The organism is Pedobacter sp. 05L430, from assembly GCF_056397585.1.
In genome coordinates this window covers 1-1,338 of record NZ_JBFTNT010000538.1, presented here as the reverse complement: position 1 = coordinate 1,338, position 1,338 = coordinate 1, and the positions used below count along the sequence as shown (strand labels likewise).

Here is a 1,338-nt window from a genome sequence, read left to right as displayed (position 1 = left end):
GCTTTAATACAGGTATTTCTGGGGTTAATGCATTTAACCAGCTAGGAATAGATGATATTGAGAGCATAACGGTGCTTAAAGATGCCTCTGCTTCTATATATGGTTTGGCGGCGGGAAATGGTGTGGTATTGGTAACGACTAAAAAGGGAAGAAGAGGTGATAAGCCTTCCTTCGGACTTTCCAGCTATTATGGTTTTCAAAATTTCTCCCGTTATCCATATCCTGGAAATGCAGGACAATACGTAAGAGGCCGTTTAGAATCTGAACAAAATCTTGGCCGTAATCCGGCAGACCTCTATTCTCCACAAGAATTGGCCAAATGGGAAGCAGGAACAGAACCCGGCTATCAAAATAACGATTATTATGCTTTTATTGTAAGGGACAACGTTCCGCAACAATTTATAACAGCAAATGCTTCAGGCGGCTCTGATAAATCCACCTATTATTTATCCCTGGGTCATATTAATCAGGAAGCTGCACTTAAAGATTTCAATTTTAACCGCACAAACCTTCAGGCTAATATTTCCAGTACTGTCTTAAAAGGTTTTACCGTTGGTGCCCAAATTAGTGGCAGGATAGAAAACAGGCATAATGTAGGGGTTCCGGGATTGGACGATTACTTTAACCCTTTACTTAGTATTGGCAGTATGTGGCCTACAGAAACCGCCTATGCTAACAACAACCCTTTGTATATTAACCAAACGCACAATGTAAACGTTAACCCGGCAACTTATTCAAAGGATATAACCGGTTATATTGACAACATTACCCGAGGAGCCGGTGCGAAATTAAATGCACAGTACGAATTTGGTTTTGGCTTAACTGCAAAGGCATTGTATTCATATGATTATAGTAATGAAGACTTTGATGGGTTTGAATATACCTATCCTGCATATATTTATGATGCGGCTACTGATACCTACAATGACAGAGCCCCAAATGGTGCATTATATGGCAACCAAAACCCATGGAGAGAAAGGCATAAAAGAAATATCGTAGCCACGTTTGCACAGTTTCAATTAAACTATACCAAGCAAATAAAAGATCATTCCATAGCGGCTTTAGTTGCTTTTGAACGCAAAGATGCTACTAATGATTACCTGGCATTACACTCTGTTCCGCCAAACAATATTATTCCTACACAGGTATTTGCTGATTTGGATTACATAGGTGATTCACATTATGAAGAGGCTTTTGAAGGATATGCCATGAGGTTAAATTACGATTATAAGAAAAAATACCTTATTGAAGCCGTTGGCAGATATGATGGTTCATTTCTTTATCGTTCTGGCAGTCGTTTCGGATTTTTTCCTGGCGTGTCTGTAGGCTGGCGTATTT

General features: G+C 39.5%; 1 protein-coding gene. It reads left to right on the top strand.

Going from position 1 to position 1,338, the window contains the following annotated elements; genetic code table 11:
* On the top strand, positions 1 to 1,338 hold a 1,338-nt coding region (locus AC1DG9_RS27155; protein ID WP_477635703.1), incomplete at both ends, for a SusC/RagA family TonB-linked outer membrane protein.